Origin of the sequence: Kitasatospora sp. NBC_01266, from assembly GCF_036242395.1 — a bacterium.
Classification (GTDB): Bacteria; Actinomycetota; Actinomycetes; order Streptomycetales; family Streptomycetaceae; genus Kitasatospora.
Window position 1 is genome coordinate 8,258,324 of sequence record NZ_CP108458.1, and the last position, 19,735, is coordinate 8,278,058.

A 19,735-nucleotide genomic window follows, 5' to 3' on the forward strand; every position below is an offset into this window, starting at 1 on the left:
GGTCCTCTCCTGCTGGTGTTCGGCGATCGCGGGTTCAGGCGGCGGCGCTGGTGGTTTCGGCCAGGGCCTTGCCGAGCAGCGCCTGCCACCAGGTCTCCATGACCTCGATGGCGTCCAGAGCGCCCTGGCGGACCTGCTCGCCGTCGATCGCCGCACCGTCCGCCGGCTCGCTGCCGCGCTGGTCGAGGTCCACGAACGCGGCCAGGCCGTCCTTGTGGCCCTGCTCCACCCCGTCCTCCAGGTGGATGTCGTGGAAGCGCTTGATCAGGCTGCCCTCGTAGGGGAGGCCGCGGCGGTCGCAGATCTCCCGGCAGATCTCGAAGAAGGACTCGTGCTCGAAGATCGCGGCGGTCTCGGTCGCGTACAGCGCGCCCAGGGCCCGCGAGGGGTCCGGCGCGCAGAGCGCCGCGACCTCGGCCAGGAACGTGGTGGTGGCGGGGAACTCCACCCGCTGGTCCATGTCGGTGCCGACGTCGAGCATGCCCTGCTTGTACATGGGGGCGTGCCCGTCCTCCTCGTCCACGTTGCGCTGCAGCTCCACCGAGACCCCGGGCTCGGCGAACTTCCTGGTGCACTCCACCGCCTGCTGGAGCAGGTCCTTGTTCGCGTAGGAGAACTGGTAGTGCTCCATGACGAGCCACTCCAGCGATTCCGTGCTGATCGCGGAGAGGTCTCCCAGGAGCCTGCTCTTCACAGCGGTGGTGAACGCGTCGTTCCGCTCGTCGATCTGCACCGACAGACGCTCGGTCATGGCACACCTCTGCTCTCTTGCTGAAGTGAAGGCGGGATCGGGTGTAACAGACACCCACCGGAGTCGAGTTGAGCAGCCCGCCGGAGCCCGTTCGCGGTGGTCGGAGCTAACGTAGTCATACGCATGATGGCTGACAAGGCATCAGCTGTGGTGGATATGGCTTGACTTGGCTGGCCACAACCCGTTGCGGCGACTCATACGTATGACTAGTGTCCTCTGGGTCTGGGCCCGCTCTGGCGCCCCTGCACTCCTGGCGGACTGACATGCTCCGATATGCGATCCTGACCAACGATCTGCAGCGTGACCTGGTCGACAAGAACCCGCAGCGCAAGGCCAACGTGGCGGCGATGACGCCGTCCTTCGTGCACTTCCTCGACCAGCTGCGGGAGTTGGGCGTCGTCGTCATCCACCTCCAGCTGATCTACGACGAGGGCGACAAGAAGCTCGAACTCCACGACGGGCGGATCCCGGTACTGCGCGGCACGCCGGGGGCCGAACTGCTGCCGGAGTTCGTGCACCCCTCGGACGTCGTCATGGAGAAGAAGAAGGACAGCGGCTTCTTCGAGACGAAGCTGCACGAGTACCTGGCGGAGCACCGGATCGACACCGTGATCATCACGGGCATGCAGGCGCAGGTGTGCATCCAGACCACCGCGGCCGACGCCCACTTCCGCGGCTACAACGTGGTCGTGCCGAGCGACGGAGTGGTCTCGACCCGCGACGAGGACCGGCTGCGGGCGCTGGAGTGGCTCGCCTCCTACTGCGCCGTGGTGACCCCGATGGCCGAGGTGGTCGAGCGGATCCGCGGCGGCGTCGGCTTCGACTTCTCCGTGCAGGCGCTGCCGTGAACGGGATCGGACCATCCGCTCACTGGAACGGCCTTGTCCTGAACGGAAGTTCGGACCAGTCGGCGGTGCCGGACCAGTCGCCGGCACTGGCGGGGTCGGCCGACCTGTTCGTGATCGGTGTGCCCTTCGAGGGCGGTGCGGGCGGCGCCGGCGGCGCCTCCCGGGGGCCGGAGCGGGTCCGCGAGCTGTCGAGCCGGCTCAAGACGACCGACCGGCGCGGCCGGGACGCCTCCCACCTGCGGTTGCGCGACCTGGGCGACGTCCAGACCTGGCGGTTCGACCTCGCCCGGTCGATCGCGCAGCTGGAGACCGTCTACCGGTCGGTGTTCCAGGAGGTCGACGCCCCCGTGCTGACCTTCGGCGGCGACCACTCGATCACCTACCCCATCGTCCTGGGCGCATCCCAGGAACGGGAGTTGGGACTGATCTGGTTCGACGCCCACCCCGACGTGCTGGACGGCTACCAGGGTTCCGCGATCTCGCACGGCTCCCCGCTGCGCCGGATCATCGACGCCGGCGTGATCGCACCGCAGGACGTGCTGCTGGTGGGGACGCGGGCGTACGACCCGGGCGAAGTCGACTTCATCCGCAAGACGGGCATCAACGAGATCCCGGCGGCGGTCTTCACCGACGATCCGGCCGACGCCCGCGCCCGCTACCGGCAGCACCTGCGGGAGATCGCCGAACGGGTCGGCCACTTCTACGTCACGGTCGACATCGACGTGCTGGACGCCTCCTGCGTCCCCGGCACCGGCACACCGGTGGCCGGCGGTTTCGGCACCGGCGAGCTGATCGGCCTGCTGGAACTGCTCCCGGAGCCCGTCATCGGCTACGACATCGTCGAGTTCGCGCCCGGCCACGACGTCGGCGGGATGACCGGCCACGCGGTGCTGGCGATCACCACGGCCGTGCTGGCCCGGATCGCCGCCGCGCGGTGATCGGACCGGACCGACCGACAGGCCCCGGCACCACCCTCAAGGAGCTTCTGCCATGCCGCCGTTCAGCGCCGCCCGGCCGCCCGCCTTCCTGCTCTTCACCGACCTGCCCAAGGCCGGTCCGTATCTGGCGGCCATCGCCCGCCGGGGCCTGCGCAGCCTGGTGGTCACCGGGCCGCCGCAGTGGCCGCTGGAGCACGTCGCGGTCTCCTACGTCGGCCGGCCGGGGCATCCGTTCGAGGCGGTGGAGCGGCTCGACTTCCGCGCGCCCGAGGACCTTTCGGCGATCCTGGCCCAAGTCGCCCGGTGGGCCTCGGAGTACGACATCCAGGGCGTGTTCGCCTCGTCGGAGACCTTCGTGGAGCCCGCCGGGCAGAGCGCCGACCTGCTCGGGCTGCCCGGGGTGGGGCTGCGGGCCGCCCGGGTCTGCCGGAACAAGCAGCTGCAACGGCTCTACCTGGACGAGTGGAGCCCCGTGTCGGTGCTGGCGAGCAGCGGGCGGGAAGCGGTGCTGACGGCGCTCGGCGAGCGGTACCCGGTGATCTCCAAGCCGCTCGACCTCTACTGCAGCATCGGGGTCCGGGTGCTCAGGGACCGCGAGGCGCTCGAAGCGCACCTCGACGAGGTGGTGTCCGGGCCGCCCGTCCTGCTCGAACAGCGCGTCTCGGGACGTGAGTTCAGCGTGGAGAGCATCATCGCGGGCGGCCGGGTGGTCTTCTCCTCGGTCACCCAGAAGTCGACCAACGAGGACGAGAGCGACTTCTTCGTCGAGATGGGGCACACCGTGCCGGCCTGCAACCTCAGCCCGGCGGAGGCCGAGCGGCTGCGGCAGGCGCAGGCGGCGATCCTGGCGCGGCTGGACTTCGGCACCGGCATGGCGCACGGCGAGTACCGCATCCTGCCGGACGGCGGCGTCGCCTTGATGGAGATCGCCGCCCGCCCGCCGGGCGACGGGCTGATGCACGTCTACCACCTGGCCACCGGTGCCTCGATCGAGGCCTCGGTGATCGACGCCGCGCTCGGCCTGCCGGTCGAGCACCCGCAACCACGGCGCTGGGCCCGGCAGATCTACTTCGACCACGATCCGGGAAAGCTCGCCGGAGTCGCCGTCGCGGGCTCCGCCGAGGTCGAGCCCTTCTGGGTGGTGGACCACGGCCTGTGGCCCGAGGTCGAACCCGTCGCTCCCGGCGCGCCGCCCGCGCTGCGCAAGCTCCTCGTCCTCAAGGCGCCCGGAGCGGAACTGGGGCCGCTGACCGACTCCTTCGGCCGGGTCGTCACCGCCCTGTTCGACGCGCCCGATCCCGAGCAGCTGGAGCGGTTCGACGCCGCGACCCGCGAGGCGGTCCGCGTGCTCGTCAACTAGGACCTTTCCAGCGGAACTTGCCGGGCGCCCAGACCGTGCGTACGGACGACACCAGAGCGTGAGGATGAACCAGGCATGGCGACAGGGCCCAGCAGGACCCGCGACCAGGAAGCCGGCACCCCCCGTCCCCGGAGCCCGCGGGCCGTGGCCCGGCAGGCCCTGGGGCGGCTGCCGAAGTCGCGGGCCGCCAGGGTCTTCGTCCTGGTCGCCCTGGTGGACGCCTTCGGCCGGGGGTTCTTCCTGGCCGGCTCGACCCTCTTCTACACCCAGGTGATCGGCCTCGGGGTCGGGCAGGTCGGCCTCGGGCTCTCCATCGCCGGACTCTGCGGTGTCGCCTGCGCGTTGCCGATCGGGCGGCTGGCCGACCGGATCGGCGACGGGCCCACGCTGATCGCCCTGCAGCTCTGGCGCGCCGCCGCCTTCCTGATCTACCCCTTCGTGCACGACTTCCGCCTCTTCGTCCTGGTCGCCTGCCTGGTCGGCGCGGTGGAGCAGGCGGTCGGGCCGATCATCCAGTCGGTGGCCGGCGCGACGGCCGAGGAGGGCTCACCCGTCGAGTCCATGGCCCTGATCGCCGTGGTCCGCAACGCCGCCTACGCACTCTCCGCCGTGATCGCCACCGCCGTCATCGCGATGGCGAGCTCCGGCACCTACGTCGGCTTCGTCCTGGCCAACGCGCTGGCGTTCCTGGTGACCGCGGCCCTGCTGACCCGGCTGCGGCTGCCCCGGCGGTCACCGCGCCGCAGCGGGCACGCCGACCCCGGCGGCGGCAGGCTGCTGCCGTTCCGCAACCCGCGCTTCCTGCTGCTCTCGCTGGCCAACGGCATCCTCTACCTCCACCTGTCGATCCTCTCGGTCGGATTCCCGCTCTGGATCGTCACCCGCACGCACGCGCCGCGCGGACTGGTCGGCGTCGTCCTGATGCTGAACACCGTGCTGGCCGTCGCCCTCCAGGTACGCCTCAGCAAGGGCGGCGACGACCTCGGCCGGGCCGGGCGCAAGCAGCGGGCAGCGGGAGCCTCGTTGGCCCTGTTCTGCGTGCTCACCGCCGCCACCGCGTCACTGGACGGCGTCGCGGCCGGCGCGCTGCTGGTGCTCGCCGCGATACCGCTCACCCTGGGCGAACTGTGGCAGTCGGCCGGCGGCTGGGGCATCTCCTACGGCCTGTCGCCCGAGAGCGAACGCACCTACTACCTGAGCGCGTACCAACTCGGCGCCACCGGGCTGACGGTGGCCGGGCCCGCGCTGCTCTCGCTGGCCGTGGTCGGCGAGGGGGCGGCCGGCTGGCTCGGCCTCGGCGCCCTGTTCGCCCTCACCGGCCTGGCCGTCCCGCTGCTGAGCCGGTTGGGCGCCCCCGCCGGACGATGAACGGAAACGAGCGGTCCCGCACCGTGACCGCCACCGATGTGGCGCGCGTCGCGCGGGTCTCCCAGTCCACCGTGTCACTGGTCCTCAACGGCAAGTGGCGGGGCCGGATCAGCGAGCAGACCGCGCGGCGCGTGCTGGCGACCGCCGACGAGCTGGCCTACCGGATCAACCACGCGGCCCGCAGCCTGCGGCTCGGGAGGACCGGCACGATCCTGCTGGTGGTGCCGACCATCGCCGATCCCGTCTTCGCCGCCGTGCACGCCGGCGCCGCCCGGCTGGGCGCCAGCACCGGCCTCGGGGTCGTGGTCTTCCCGCTGGGCGCGGAGGACGGCCGCGGCCCGTTCCCCGTCCCGCGCCAGGCCCTGGACGGTGTCATCGCCTGCGCGGTCGCCGCGAGCGCCGTGTCGCAGCTGCGGATCGGGCTGCCGCTCGTCGTCCTCGACGAGGCGCCCGCGGTCGGCACCCCCGCCGTGACCATGGACATCGGCGGCGGCATGGCCAAGGCGCTCGCCCACCTCATCGCGCTCGGGCACCGGCGCATCCTGCACGTGCGGGCCGAACGGCGCGCCTGGACCTTCGCCCGCCGGGCGGAGGTCTTCGACCACTGCGTGCTCAGCCACCCGTTCGTGACGGCGACCCGGCTCCGCTGCCCCTTCGCGCCCGCCGACCTCCGCGAGCGGCTGCTCCGGGTGCTCGCCGCGCCCGACCGCCCGACGGCGGTGGTCTGCGACGACGACGCCATCGCGATGGGCGTCTACGCCGCGTCCGTCGCACTGGATCTGACGGTGGGTCAGGACCTCTCGGTGATCGGCTTCAACGACCTGCCGACCGCAGCGCCGGTCTCGCCGCCGCTGACCTCCGTCCGGCTCCCGTTCGAGGAGTTGGGGTCGCTGGGCCTGCGGACCCTGATCGGCTTGCGCGACGGAACGGTGGGGGAGTCCGCCGCGCAGGTCGCCGAGTTGCCGACCGAACTCGTCGTGCGGCAGTCCGTCGGTCCCGCCCCGTCGGCGCGGACCTGGTGAGGGTGCCGGACCCGCGGTTCCCCCCTGAATGGTGGCGCGCCGGCTTCGGGAGGAGCATGGGACGTACTGGCCCGGCCCCGCCGAGCCCCCGCTGCATGAGGACCGCCGGTGGCCGGGACGTACCGAGCCGGGACGTACCGAGGAAGGACGTCGCCATGGACCGTCGCCCCGCGTACAACGAGCGCCATCGTCGCAACCCGCTGCGCCCCAATCCCCCGAAGTCCGCGACAGGGCACGCCGAGGCCCGGGAGGAGCGCTCCGGCCTGTCCGGGATGCGCGCCAGGCGGCGGTTGAAGGACGTGCCCGAGGTGAAACGGCGGGAGCTGACCGAACGGTCCCTGGACCTGGGCCTGGAGGCCGCGCGGTCGGTCAAGGACCGGAACATCTCGCTGTTCTCGCGGGGCCTGGACCCGATGTTCGCGGGCATCCCCACGTTCCTGAAGTCCCCCTACGTCGAGAACATCCGCGACATAGGCCGCTACGACGTGGCCGTGGTCGGCGCGCCGTTCGACATGGGCACCACCTACCGCTCCGGTGCCCGCTTCGGGCCGCAGGCAGTGCGCCGCATCTCGGCGTTGTACGACTCCTACAGCCCCGACCTCGGCATGGACCTGCTGGAGGAGGTCACCATCGGCGACGCGGGCGACATCTTCGTCATCCCCGCCAACATCGAGAAGACCTTCGACCAGGTCGACCTCGGCGTGTCCCACATCCTCGACCTGGGCGCGTTCCCCGTGATCATCGGCGGCGACCACAGCATCGGCTATCCCGATGCCAAGGCCATCGCGAAGCACATCGACGGCCGACTCGGCATCATCCACTTCGACCGGCACATCGACACCGCCATCACCACCATGGACGAGCGGATGCACACCACCCACTGGTCGCACGCCACGGACCTGCCCAACGTGCCCGCCTCGAACCTGGTCCAGATCGGCATCGGCGGCTGGATAGGCAACCACTCCGGCGTCCAGGTCGCCGAGGAACGCGACACCACGGTCATCACCATGTTCGACGTCGAGGAACTGGGCATCGACCACGCCATGGAGATCGCGCTCGAGATCGCGTGGCAGGACGTGGACGCGGTCTACCTCTCCTTCGACATCGACGTGGTGGACCCCGGCTACGCGCCGGGCACCGGCACACCCGAACCGGGCGGGATGTCCCCACGCGAAGCGCTCAAGGCCGTACGGATGGTGGCGCAGGAGGGGCTGGTGGGAATGGACCTCGTCGAGATCGCGCCGCCGTACGACGTCGCCGACACCACCTCCCAACTCGGCGCCCGCGTCATCATGGACACCCTCGCCACCCTCGTCGAGAACGGACACCTGGGCACCCGGCTCACCAACGAGCAACGCGCCCGGGCCGAAGCCGACCGCGACCGCGAAGCCGGCCTCGAAGGTAATCCTGGTTCGGCAGCGCCGTGAGCGGATGCAGCGCACCGCTGGCACGCCGGTGGGCGGCCTGAGTGAGAACCCAGGCCGCCCACCGGACAATTGACGTGTGATCAGACCAGCACCCGGGTCAGCTTGTCGAGTGCTTCGGCCACACCCGCCAGTTGTTCGGCACCGTGCACCATCTGCAGGTGCCGCCCCGGCATGTCCAGGACCTCCAGGCCGGCCGGGTAGCGCTGCTGCCAGTGGGCGGTGTACTGCGCGGGGCCCACCTCGTCGGCGGTGCCCTCGGGGCCGGCGGTGCGGACGGACTCGCTGACGAAGAGGGTGCTGCGGGTGAAGGCGCGCCCCGGCCGGTAGGCGGCGAGCGAGCGGACCTCGGCCTCCAGCACCTCGTAGGGGAGCCACTCGTCCAGGGTGACGGCGTCCACCTCGATGTTCATCTGCGGTGCCAGCCGCTTGAGGGCGCGCTCCGTCTCGGCGCGCTCGGCACCGGTCTGCCGCTGGCCGCGCCGCCAGAGGTCGTTGACCCGCCGGTAGACCTCGGTGTACCGCTCGAACCGCGCGCGCTGCTCGGGCCCGGTGACGGCCGGTTCGAGCAGGAAGGCCGCCGCGACCTCGTCCGGGCGCTGCACGCAGAGTTCGTGCGCCACCACCGCCCCCGTCGACCAGCCCAGCAGCAGGCACGGCCCGTCCGGCTGGACCGAGCGGATCTCCTCCCAGTACCGGGCCGCCATCGCCTCGATGCCGACGATCGGTGCCTCGCCCGGGTTCAGCCCGGCCGCCTGCACGCCGTAGACCTCGAACGAGCCGGCCAGCCGGGCGGCCAGCTCCCGGTAGGAGTGGGTGCTGCCGCCGCCCGGGTGGACGCAGAACAGGATGGGCAGGTCCTGGTGCCGGCCCTCGGTCAGCCGGACCATCAGCCCGGCCGGTGCGGCGGTCGCGGCGCTCGGGGGCTCGCTGATCGCGGCTGCCAGCTCGGCGATCGTGATGTGCCGCATGATCTGCTGCAGGCTGACCCGCCAACCCGCCTCGCTGATCCGGGAGGCGATCCGGACCGCGTTGATCGACTGCCCGCCGAGCTCGAAGAAGTTGTCGTGGATACCGGCCCGGTCGACGCCCAGCACCGCGATCCAGGCACCCGCGATCGCCTCTTCCACCGGGGTGCGGGGTGGGATGTAGGTGGCGGCGAGGTCGGGGCGGTGGTGGTCGGGGGCGGGGAGGGCTTTCTGGTCGACCTTGCCGTTGGGGGTGAGGGGGAGGCGGTCGAGGGTGACGTAGCTGGTGGGGATCATGTAGTCGGGCAGGTGCTGCTGGAGGTGGGTGCGTAGTTCGGTGGTGCTGGGGGTGTTGGCGGAGACCAGGTAGGCGACCAAGCGCTTGTCGCCAGGGGTGTCCTGGCGGACGGTGACGGTGGTGGCGGTGATGGCGGGGTGGGTGAGGAGGTTGTTCTCGATTTCGCCGAGTTCGATGCGGTAGCCGCGGAGTTTGACCTGGTTGTCGATGCGGCCGATGAACTCCAGCTGGCCGTCTTGGCGCCAGCGGACGAGGTCGCCGGTGCGGTAGACGCGTTCGGTGGTGCCGTTGAGTTCGAGGTCGACGAAGCGGGCGGCGGTGAGGTCGGGGCGGTTGTGGTAGCCGCGGGCGACGCAGATGCCGCCGAGGAGGCATTCGCCGGGGACGCCGATGGGGACGGGGTGGTTGTGGCGGTCGACCACGTAGGCGGTGGTGTTGGTGATTGCCGTTCCCACGGGCGTGGTGCCGCCGTGGGGGTCGATGGTGGTGTTGAGGCTCATCACGTTGGCGACGGAGCCTTCGGTGGCGCCGTACTCGTTGGCGATGACGGTCTGCCCGGCGCCGGTGGCCAGGATGCGGTTGGCGAGGGTGGGGGAGAGGTCTTCGCCGCCGGCGACGATGGTGGCGATGTTGTGGCGCTTGCCGGTGGTCTCGAGGTGGGCGGTGAGGAGTTCGAGGTGGGAGGGGGTGGCTTTGAGGAAGCTGATCTCGGTGCCGGTGAGGATGAGGTCGATGGCGGCGTCGAAGGCGGTCTGGTCGGCGGCGGGCTGGGGGATGGCGAGGCGTTGGCCTTGGATGAGGGGAGGAAGAGGGCGGTGATGGTGAGGTCGAAGGTGACGGAGGAGTAGAGCAGGGTGCCGATGCCGTTGGGGGTGATGACCGGGTAGTTGAGGTCGCACCAGTGGAGGTAGTTGACGACGCCTCGGTGGTCGAGCTGGACGCCCTTGGGGCGGCCGGTGGAGCCGCTGGTGTAGATGATGTAGGCGAGGTGGTCGGGGGTGGCGATGGGTGCGGGGGTGGTGGTGTCAGCTGACGTGGGCCAGTCCTGGTCGACCAGCAGGAGGGGCGTTCCGTCCGGCAGTCGGGAGGCGTGCTGGCTGTGGGTGATCACCAGGGGGGTGTTGGTGTCCTCGACCATGTAGGTGATGCGGTCGGTGGGGTAGTCCGGGTCGAGCGGCACGAAGGCGGCGCCGGCCTTGAGGATGCCCAGCAGCGCGCAGATGAGGTCGGGGCTGCGGTCGAGGCAGACGGCGATCAGCGTGTCGGGGGTGATGCCCTGGGCGCGCAGGTGGTGGGCGAGCTGGTTGGCCCGCTCGTTGATCTGACGGTAGGTCAGTTCCACGTCCCCGTAGGTGAGGGCGATGGCGTCGGGCTCGCGCTCGCAACGCTCCTCGATCAGTGAGTGGATGGTGGCCGTGTCGGGGTACGGACCGTCCGTGGCGTTCCAGTCGACCACGATCTGCCGGCGCTCGTCCGCCGTCAGCATCTCCAACTCGCGGAGCAGTGAGCCAGGTTGCCCGGTCACCACCGAGGTCAGCAGCGTCCGGAAGTGCCCCACCAGCCGCTCGATCGTCGCGTCGTCGAACAGCCCGCGGTCGTAGACGAACCGGAACTCCAGCGCCCGCCCGGCCGAGGCCACCAGCGTCAGCGGATAGCCGGTCCGCTCCACGCAGTTCACCAGTCGGCTGGTCAGCCCATCCGGGACGTCCGAGTCCTCCTGCATGACCGGGTAGTTCTCGAAGACCAGGATGGACCGGAACAGCGGCTCACCGCGCGGGATCTGGCTGTACTCGCGGACGTCGACCAGGTGGCAGTACTCCCACTGGCGCATGTCGAGCTGCTCGTCCTGCAGCGCCCGCAGCCACTCGGCCACCGGCTCCTCGCCGTTGACCCGCCCGCGCACCGGCAGGGTGTTGATGAACAGGCCCATCATCGAGTCGACGCCGGGCAGTTCGATCGACCGGCCGGAGATGGTCGAGCCGAACAGCACGTCCTCGTTACCGCTGTAGCGGGCGAGCAGGATCGACCACAGGCCCTGGACCAGGGTGTTCATGGTGATCCGCTGCGCGCGGGCGTAACCGCGGGCGGCGGCGAAGAGTTGTTCGTCGGCCTGGATCTCGAGCTCGCCGATGCCCGCCTCGCCGGTGATCCGGTCGACGTGCAGGTCGGTCGGCTCGGTGACGCCGGCCAGGTAGCCGGTCCAGAACTCCTTGGAACCGGACGGGGACTGGGAGTTCAGCCACTCGATGTACCGCCGGTAGGGCATGGCCGGCGGCAGCTGCCGGGGCGCGCCGTCCAGCAGGCCGCGGTAGAGAGAGAACAGCTCCTGCTGCAGGATCTGGATGCTCCACCCGTCCAGCAGGATGTGATGGAACGACCAGACCACGATCCGGCGTTCCTCGTCCATCCGGATGCTGGCCACCCGCACCAAGGGCGCCTGGGTGAGGTCGAAGCCCTGCTCCCAGTCCGCCGCCAGGAACTCCGCCAGCCGCGCCTCCTGCGTCTCGGCCGGCAGGCCGCGCCAGTCCTGCCGCTGGTAGGGCAGTCGGGCGGTCCGCTGCACCACCTGGACCGGCTCGGAGACGCCCTCCCAGATGAACGCGCTGCGCAGGATCGAGTGCCGGTCGATCAACTGCTGCCAGGCGTCCCGGAAGCAGTCGTCATCGAAGGAGCCGTTGATCTCCTCGGTCATCTGCACCAGGTAGGGGCGGGTGTCGGAGGAGTCCTCCAGCGAGTGGAACAGCATCCCGAACTGCAGGGGCGAGAGTCCGTAGACGTCTTCGACGTTGTGCGCGCTCATCAGGAGAACCTCTTCAGGATCGCGGCCATGTCGGTGGCACTGACATCGGTGAGGGGGGTGCCTTCGGTGGCCCGCGCGGGGCCGTCGCTCTGGTCGGCGCAGGCCGTGATGAGCTGCCGCAGGCCGTCCAGCAGGTCGGCGGCCAGGCGCTCCACGGTCCGGCGGTTGTGCAGTGCCGCCGAGTAGTTGATGTTCAGGTGGAAGGTGTCGCCCTCGACGGCGGCGGTGATGTCGAGCACGTTCCAGCGCATGCCGTCCGGGCTGATCGAGTGGCCCTTGGGCTCGGTGGGATCCGCGTAGCGGCCGATGCCGGGCAACTGCTCGGTGAACTGGCCCAGGTAGTTGAAGTTGACCTCGGGGGTCGGCTGCGCTCCCAGCGCGGCGGTCACCTCCGGGCTGCCCAGGTAGCGCAGGATCCCGTAGCCGACGCCCTTGTTGGGGATCCGGGCCAGCTGCTCCTTGACCGCGGTGAGTGAACTCACCGGATCGGCGGCGCTGTCCACCGTCAGCGCGACCGGGAAGACGCTGGTGAACCAGCCGATCGTGCGGGACAGGTCCACGTCGCTGAACAGGTCCTCGCGACCGTGGCCCTCCAGGCCGATCAGTGTGCGGCCGTCGCCGGTCCACCGGGCCACCGCGCGGGCCAGCGCGGTCAGCAGCGCGTCGTTGATCTGGGTGCTGAACGCTCGCGGCACCTCCCGCAGCAGGGCGCCGGTCTCCTTCGCGGTGAGCGCGGCACTGACCGTGTCCGCCGAACGCGCCGTGTTGGCGCCGTCGCGGTCACGCGGGAGCCGGCCGCTCGGCTTGGGCTCCGACCAGTACCCGAACTCCGCCTCGGCCTCGGCCGACACCGCGAACCGGCTGAGCTTCTCCGCCCAGGCCTTGAACGAGGTGGTCTTGGGCGGCAGTTGCGGGGACCGCCCGGCAGCGCGCTGCTCGTAGGCGCTGCCCAGGTCCTCCAGCAGGATCCGCCAGGAGACGCTGTCGATCGCCAGGTGGTGCACGGTGAGCAGCACCCGCTGCCCGCGCCCGGCGCCCAGGTTCAGCAGGGCGCAGCGGAGCAGCGGCCCGTCGGCCAGGTCGAGGCTGCGCTGGACCGCCTCGCCGATGCCGCGCATCGCCGACCACAGGTCGTCGTCGGCGACCTCGGAGAGGTCGTGCACGTCGAGCAGGTCCGGGCCGGCCGAGTCGGCCAGGTGCTGGGTCCAACCGGGCTGCTGGGGACGCTGGTAGCGCAGTCGCAGCGCGTCGTGGTGCTCGGTCAGGTCGGTCAGCGCCTGCTCCAGCAGCTCCGGGTCGAGATCTTCGGTGGCCAGCAGCTCGGCCTGGTTGAAGTGGTGGCTGCTCGGCAACTCCTTCTCGAAGAACCAGTGCTGAATCGGCGTCAGGATCACGTCGCCCAGCACCTTGCCCTGCTCCGCGTCCGCCGAGGCCCCGGACTGCGCGTGGGCGGCGATCTCCGCGATGGTCTGGTGCTTGAAGATCATCCGAGGCGTCAGGTGCAGGCCGAACTTCTTGGCCTTGGCGATCACCTGGATGCTGATGATCGAGTCGCCGCCGAGCTCGAAGAAGTTGTCGTGGATGCCGATCGGGTCGACGCCCAGGATCTCGCTCCAGATCGTGGCGAGGGTCTGCTCGATGGGCGTGCGGGGTGGGGTGTAGCCGGCTTCCAGGTCGGGGCGGTGGTGGTCGGGGGCGGGGAGGGCTTTCTGGTCGACCTTGCCGTTGGGGGTGAGGGGGAGGCGGTCGAGGGTGACGTAGCTGGTGGGGATCATGTAGTCGGGCAGGTGCTGCTGGAGGTGGGTGCGTAGTTCGGTGGTGCTGGGGGTGTTGGCGGAGACCAGGTAGGCGACCAAGCGCTTGTCGCCAGGGGTGTCCTGGCGGACGGTGACGGTGGTGGCGGTGATGGCGGGGTGGGTGAGGAGGTTGTTCTCGATTTCGCCGAGTTCGATGCGGTAGCCGCGGAGTTTGACCTGGTTGTCGATGCGGCCGATGAACTCCATCTCACCGTCCGCCCGCCACCTGACCAGGTCGCCGGTGCGGTAGACGCGTTCGGTGCTGCCGTTGAGCTCCAGGTCGACGAAGCGGGCGGCGGTCAGCTCCGGGCGGTTGTGGTAGCCGCGGGCGACGCAGATGCCGCCGAGGAGGCATTCGCCGGGGACACCGATCGGGACCGGGCGGTTGTAGCGGTCCACCACGTAGGCCGTCGTGTTGGTGATCGGGGTGCCCACCGAGGTGGTGCCGGCGGTGGGGTCGACAGTGCTGCTCAGGCTCATCACGTTGGCGACGGAGCCTTCGGTGGCGCCGTACTCGTTGGCGATGACCGTCGTGCGGCTGCTGGTGCTGAAGATCCGGTTGGCCAGGGTGGGCGTCAACTCCTCGCCGCCGGCGACGATGGTGGCGATGTTGTGGCGCTTGCCGGTGGTCTCGAGGTGGGCGGTGAGGAGTTCGAGGTGGGAGGGGGTGGCTTTGAGGAAGCTGATCTCGGTGCCGGTGAGGATGAGGTCGATGGCGGCGTCGAAGGCGGTCTGGTCGGCGGCGGGCTGGGGGATGGCGAGGCGTTGGCCTTGGATGAGGGGGAGGAAGAGGGCGGTGATGGTGAGGTCGAAGGTGACGGAGGAGTAGAGCAGGGTGCCGATGCCGTTGGGGGTGATGACCGGGTAGTTGAGGTCGCACCAGTGGAGGTAGTTGACGACGCCTCGGTGGTCGAGCTGGACGCCCTTGGGGCGGCCGGTGGAGCCGCTGGTGTAGATGATGTAGGCGAGGTGGTCGGGGGTGGCGATGGGTGCGGGGGTGGTGGTGTCGGTGGTGGTGGTGTCGGTGGTGGTGGGCCAGTCCTGGTCGACCAGCAGCAGCGGGGTGCCCTGCGGGAGTCGGGAGGCGTGCTGGCTGTGGGTGATCACCAGGGGGGTGTTGGTGTCCTCGACCATGTAGGTGATGCGGTCGGTGGGGTAGTCCGGGTCGAGCGGCACGAAGGCTGCGCCGGCCTTCATGATTCCCAGCAGCGCGCAGATGAGGTCGGGGCTGCGGTCCAGGCAGACGGCGATCAGCGTGTCGGGGGTGATGCCCTGGGCGCGCAGGTGGTGGGCGAGTTGGTTGGCCCGCTCGTTGATCTGACGGTAGGTCAGTTCCACGTCCCCGTAGGTGAGGGCGATGGCGTCGGGCTCGCGCTCGCAACGCTCTTCGATCAGCGAGTGGATGGTGGCCGTGTCGGGGTACGGACCGTCCGTGGCGTTCCAGTCGACCACGATCTGCTGCCGCTCCGCCGCCGTCAGCATCTCAAGCTCGCTCAGCCGCGCCTCCGGCCGCTCGGCGACCCCCGCCAGCAGCGTCCGGAAGTGCCCCACCAGCCGCTCGATGGTGGCCGGTTCGAAGAGGTCGGTCCGGTACTCCACCGCGGCGTCCAGCCCACCGCCGTTCTCCGCGACGGTCAGCTGCAGGTCGAACTTCACCGCCTGGCCGCCGACGCTGACCGGCTCGACTGCCAGGCCCGGCAGCGCCCAGGAGTCGTCGCCGTCCGGGACGTTCTGCAGCACGAACATGGTCTGGAAGAGCGGGTTGCGGCCCAGGTCCCGCTCGGGGGCCAGCTCGTCGACCAGCCGCTCGAACGGGAGGTCCTGGTGGTCGTAGGCGCCCAGCGCGGTCTCCTTGACCTGCTCCAGGAGCTGCCGGAAGGTCGGGTCACCGCTGAGGTCGGCACGCAGCACCAGGGTGTTGACGAAGAACCCGATCATCTCTTCCAGTTCGGCCCGGTTGCGGCCGGCGATCGGGGTGCCGACGGTGATGTCCTGCTGGCCGCTGTACTTGGACAGCAGCAGCTGGAACACCGCGAGCAGCGTCATGAAGAGGCTCGCGCCCTGGTCGGCGGTGGCGGCCTTCAACCGCTCGGTCACCTCGGCCGGGACGCTGAACCGGATGACGTCCCCGTCGCCGTCGCGCTCGGCGGGCCGGCGGTGGTCGGTGGGCAGCTCCAGCGGCTCGATGCCCGCCAAGGTCTGGCGCCAGTAGTCCAGTTGCCGGTCCAGCACGTCGCCGGTCAGCCACTGCCGCTGCCAGAGGGCGAAGTCCGCGTACTGCGCGGCGGGCTCCGGCAGTTCGGCCGAACGCTGCTGAACGGCGGCGGTGTAGAGATCGCGCAGATCGCGCGCCAGGATGCCCTGCGACCAGCCGTCCGAGACGATGTGATGCAGCGTCAGCAGCAGGTACTGGTCGTCCTGCGCCAGTCGCACCAGGTCTGCTCGCAGCGGCCGGCCGGCGGTCAGGTCGAAGGGCAGGGCGCCCTCGGTCGCCAGCAGCCGCTGCGCGGCCGCCTCGCGGGCGTCGTCGTCGGCGATCTCGCGCAGGTCGTGGACGGCCACCGTCACCGGGTGCGGAGCGTCGATCAGCTGGGCCGGGCGGCCGTCCGCGTCCGCGAGGAACCGGGTCCGCAGCACCTCGTGCCGGGCCACCAGCCCGCTCAGCGCCGCCTCCAGCGCACCCACGTCCAGCCGGCCGCGCAGGCGGAGCCCGAAGGGCACCAGGTACTCGGCGCTGTCCGGCTCCAACTGGTCGAGGAACCAGAGCCGTTGCTGGGCGAAGGAGAGCGGCAGCGGGCTGCCGTCGCGGGGCACCGCGACCAGCCGCTCGGCCTGGTCAGCGCCCAGATCGGCGATGGCGGCGGCGAGTTCGGCCGGTGTCGGGGCGGTGAAGACGGTCCGGACCGGGACCTCGACGCCGAGCTCCTTGCGCAGTCGACTGGTGACCTGGGTGGCGAGCAGTGAATGGCCGCCGAGCTGGAAGAAGTTGTCGTGGATACCGATCGGGTCGACGCCCAGGATCTCGCTCCAGATCGCCGTCACGATCTGCTCGACGTGGGTGCGGGGTGCGGTGTAGGCGGCTTCCAGGTCGGGCCGCTCGCTGTCGGGAGCCGGCAGCGCCTTCTGGTCGACCTTGCCGTTCGGCGTGAGCGGGAGCTGGTCGAGGGTGACGTAGCTGGTGGGGATCATGTAGTCGGGCAGGTGCTGTTGGAGGTGGGTGCGCAGCTCTCCGGCGCTGGGCGCGGTCGTGCCGGCGAAGTAAGCGACCAAGCGCTTGTCGCCGGGGATGTCCTCGCGCAGGATCACGGTGGCGTCGGTGATCGCCGGGTGGGTGAGGAGGTTGTTCTCGATTTCGCCGAGTTCGATGCGGTAGCCGCGGAGTTTGACCTGGTTGTCGATGCGGCCGATGAACTCCATCTGGCCGTCTTGGCGCCAGCGGACGAGGTCGCCGGTGCGGTAGACGCGTTCGGTGGTGCCGTTGAGTTCGAGGTCGACGAAACGGGCGGCGGTGAGGTCGGGGCGGTTGTGGTAGCCGCGGGCGACGCAGATGCCGCCGAGGAGGCATTCGCCGGGGACGCCGATGGGGACGGGGTGGTTGTGGCGGTCGACCACGTAGGCGGTGGTGTTGGTGATTGCCGTTCCCACGGGCGTGGTGCCGCCGTGGGGGTCGATGGTGGTGTTGAGGCTCATCACGTTGGCGACGGAGCCTTCGGTGGCGCCGTACTCGTTGGCGATGACGGTCTGCCCGGCGCCGGTGGCCAGGATGCGGTTGGCGAGGGTGGGGGAGAGGTCTTCGCCGCCGGCGACGATGGTGGCGATGTTGTGGCGCTTGCCGGTGGTCTCGAGGTGGGCGGTGAGGAGTTCGAGGTGGGAGGGGGTGGCTTTGAGGAAGCTGATCTCGGTGCCGGTGAGGATGAGGTCGATGGCGGCGTCGAAGGCGGTCTGGTCGGCGGCGGGCTGGGGGATGGCGAGGCGTTGGCCTTGGATGAGGGGGAGGAAGAGGGCGGTGATGGTGAGGTCGAAGGTGACGGAGGAGTAGAGCAGGGTGCCGATGCCGTTGGGGGTGATGACCGGGTAGTTGAGGTCGCACCAGTGGAGGTAGTTGACGACGCCTCGGTGGTCGAGCTGGACGCCCTTGGGGCGGCCGGTGGAGCCGCTGGTGTAGATGATGTAGGCGAGGTGGTCGGGGGTGGCGATGGGTGCGGGGGTGGTGGTGTCAGCTGACGTGGGCCAGTCCTGGTCGACCAGCAGCAGCGGGGTGCCCTGCGGGAGTCGGGAGGCGTGCTGGCTGTGGGTGATCACCAGGGGGGTGTTGGTGTCCTCGACCATGTAGGTGATGCGGTCGGTGGGGTAGTCCGGGTCCAGGGGGACGAAGGCTGCGCCGGCTTTCATGATTCCCAGTAGCGCGCAGATGAGGTCGGGGCTGCGGTCGAGGCAGACGGCGATCAGCGTGTCGGGGGTGATGCCCTGGGCGCGCAGGTGGTGGGCGAGCTGGTTGGCCCGCTCATCGACCTGACGATACGTCAGTTCCACGTCCCCGTAGGTGAGGGCGATGGCGTCGGGCTCGCGCTCGCAACGCTCCTCGATCAGCGAGTGGATGGTGGCCGTGTCGGGGTACGGACCGTCCGTGGCGTTCCAGTCGACCACGATCTGCTGCCGCTCCGCTGCCGTCAGCATCTCAAGCTCGCTCAGCCGCGCCTCCGGCTTCTCCGCGACCCTCGCCAGCAGCGTGCGGAAGTGGCCCACCAGCCGCTCGATGGTGGCCGGTTCGAAGAGGTCGGTCCGGTACTCCAGCGAGGCCAGCAGGCCGTCGCCGCTCTCCACCAGGGTGAGCGTCAGGTCGAACTTGGCGAAGCCCCGCTTGAGTTCAACGGGTTCCACCCGCGTGCCGGCCAGCTGCCAGCCGCCCGCCCCGGTCTCGCCACCGCTCTCGGGGGCCTGGAGCACGAGCATCGTCTGGAAGAGCGGGTTGCGCGACAGGTCCCGCTCGGGCGCCAGTTCCTCCACCAGCCGTTCGAACGGGAGGTCCTGGTGGTCGTAGGCACCCAGCGCCGCCTCCTTGACCCGCGCCAGCAGTTCGCCGAAGGTCGGGTCGCCGGAGAGGTCGGTGCGCAGTACCAGCGTGTTGACGAAGAACCCGATCACGTCTTCCAGCTCGGCCCGGTTGCGGCCGGCGATCGGGGTGCCCACCGCGATGTCCTGCTGGCCGCTGTAGTTGGACAGCAGTAGCTGGAACACCGCGAGCAACACCATGAACAGGCTCGCGCCCTCGCCCGCCGCCGCGCTCTTCAGCCGCTCGGTGATCTCGGCCGGCACGCTGAACAGCACGGTGTCGCCGCTGCCGCCGTGCCGCGCGGGCCGCCGGTGGTCGGTGGGCAGCTCCAGCGGCTCGATGCCGGTCAGCTGCTGCCGCCAGTAGTCCAACTGCCGGTCCATCGTGGGGCCGGTCAGCCACTGCCGCTGCCAGAGCGCGAAGTCCGCGTACTGCAGGGCGGGCTCGGGCAGTTCGGCCGACCGGCCGGTCAGCCCGGCGGCGTACAGCTCGCGCAGCTCGCGGGTCAGGATGCCCTCCGACCAGCCGTCCGCGACGATGTGATGCACCGTCAGCAGCAGGTACTGGTCGTCCTCGGCCAGCCGCACCAGGTCCGCCCGCAGCGGCCGTCCCGCCGCCAGCTCGAACGGTCGGCTGGCCGCGGCGCGCAGCAGCTCGTGCGCCGCCGCCTCGAGCGCCGCCGCCTCGCGGTCCGCCGCCGGATGGTCGGCCGACCCGCCGACGGCCCGCAGGTCGTGGACGGTGACGGCCACCTGCCACGGTGCCTCGACCAACTGCGCGGGCTGGCCCGCGTCGTCGGCCACGAAGCGGGTCCGCAGCACCTCGTGCCGCGCGACCAGAGCCGAGAGGGCGTCGGTCAGCGCGCCCACCTCCAGCGGCCCGGTGACCCGGAGCGCGAAGGGGATCAGGTATTCGGCGCCGCCGGGCTCCAACTGATCGAGGAACCAGAGTCGTTGCTGGGCGAAGGAGAGCGGCACCGGGCCCGTGGTCTCCCGGCGGGCGATGCGGTCCTCGGCCGCCCGCCGGCGCATCCGGGAGAGCAGGCGGGACTCGACGGACGTGGCGCCGGAATTCTGACCGGACTTCTCGTTCATGATGATGCGTTTCCT

The 19,735-nt window shown here is 70.5% G+C and carries 9 protein-coding genes and 1 pseudogene; 6 read left to right on the forward strand and 4 right to left on the reverse strand.

Annotated elements, in window-relative coordinates; genetic code table 11:
- Nucleotides 1-34: 34 nt before the first annotated feature.
- Nucleotides 35-751, reverse strand: coding sequence for a hypothetical protein (locus OG403_RS35355; RefSeq protein ID WP_329571753.1), 717 nt, complete (start codon nt 749-751; stop codon nt 35-37).
- Nucleotides 752-1,014: 263 nt separating this feature from the next.
- Between OG403_RS35355 and OG403_RS35360 the strand changes: the two genes are divergently transcribed.
- From OG403_RS35360 to speB, 6 genes are all read left to right on the forward strand, one after another.
- The gene (locus OG403_RS35360; RefSeq protein ID WP_329571755.1) at nt 1,015-1,599 is read left to right on the forward strand and encodes an isochorismatase family cysteine hydrolase; all 585 of its coding nucleotides are present in this window, start codon (nt 1,015-1,017) and stop codon (nt 1,597-1,599) included.
- Between the two features lie 65 nt (nt 1,600-1,664).
- Nucleotides 1,665-2,537, forward strand: coding sequence for an arginase family protein (locus OG403_RS35365; protein ID WP_329571757.1), 873 nt, complete (start codon nt 1,665-1,667; stop codon nt 2,535-2,537).
- 52 nt (nt 2,538-2,589) lie between these two features.
- Complete coding sequence (locus OG403_RS35370; RefSeq protein WP_329571759.1) at nt 2,590-3,897, forward strand: ATP-grasp domain-containing protein; 1,308 nt, start codon at nt 2,590-2,592, stop codon at nt 3,895-3,897.
- 75 nt (nt 3,898-3,972) lie between these two features.
- On the forward strand, nt 3,973-5,265 hold the full coding sequence (locus OG403_RS35375) for an MFS transporter (RefSeq protein WP_329571761.1): 1,293 nt from the start codon (nt 3,973-3,975) through the stop codon (nt 5,263-5,265).
- 23 nt (nt 5,266-5,288) lie between these two features.
- Nucleotides 5,289-6,287, forward strand: a complete 999-nt coding sequence (locus tag OG403_RS35380) for a LacI family DNA-binding transcriptional regulator (RefSeq protein WP_329571765.1) — start codon at nt 5,289-5,291, stop codon at nt 6,285-6,287.
- Between the two features lie 155 nt (nt 6,288-6,442).
- Nucleotides 6,443-7,714, forward strand: coding sequence for an agmatinase (gene speB, locus OG403_RS35385; RefSeq protein ID WP_329571767.1), 1,272 nt, complete (start codon nt 6,443-6,445; stop codon nt 7,712-7,714).
- An 80-nt stretch (nt 7,715-7,794) separates the two neighbouring features.
- Here the strand turns inward: speB and OG403_RS36835 are convergent, their stop codons facing one another.
- The 3 genes and pseudogenes from OG403_RS36835 to OG403_RS35400 all read right to left on the reverse strand — a co-directional run bounded on the left by OG403_RS36835 (nt 7,795) and on the right by OG403_RS35400 (nt 19,720).
- Nucleotides 7,795-8,841: an alpha/beta fold hydrolase gene (locus tag OG403_RS36835; RefSeq protein ID WP_442911104.1), complete on the reverse strand. Its 1,047-nt coding sequence runs from the start codon at nt 8,839-8,841 to the stop codon at nt 7,795-7,797.
- A gap of 134 nt (nt 8,842-8,975) precedes the next feature.
- Nucleotides 8,976-11,777 (reverse strand): annotated as a pseudogene (locus OG403_RS35395) (non-ribosomal peptide synthetase); the annotation flags it as partial.
- A complete protein-coding gene (locus OG403_RS35400; RefSeq protein WP_329571771.1) occupies nt 11,777-19,720 on the reverse strand; it encodes a non-ribosomal peptide synthetase in 7,944 nt (2,647 codons plus the stop codon). The pseudogene OG403_RS35395 and the gene OG403_RS35400, both read right to left, overlap by 1 nt.
- Nucleotides 19,721-19,735 lie beyond the last annotated feature (15 nt).